1 protein-coding gene is annotated in these 241 nt (G+C 58.1%); it reads left to right on the top strand.

The features are described 5' to 3' along the window. Positions 1–50 precede the first annotated feature (50 nt). Positions 51–241, top strand: a 191-nt coding sequence (locus SAY88_RS25565) for a hypothetical protein (RefSeq protein WP_332635242.1), incomplete at its 3' end; no start/stop codon positions are given.

The following is a 241-nucleotide window of genomic DNA, read 5'->3' on the forward strand; positions in this document are numbered from 1 at the left end:
TAGAAGAGCGCCGCCCGCCCTTGAGCGGCACCCCACGGAGATTGTCCGTCATGAAGCCTTGCGTCTTCATCCACACGAACCACAAGCAGTATATCGGCGCCGTGGTCTCGATGCACTCGATGCGCCGCAACTCGAAGCATGCCGACAAGTTCGATGTGAAGCTCATCGAGCTCAAGGATCACATGGACATCTTCGGCAAGTACGAGGGCCGCGAGTACAACCGTGACAACGATACCCGCAC

The organism is Halalkalibacter flavus (assembly GCF_036663575.1).
Classification (GTDB): Bacteria; Bacillota; Bacilli; order Bacillales; family Bacillaceae_D; genus Halalkalibacter; species Halalkalibacter flavus.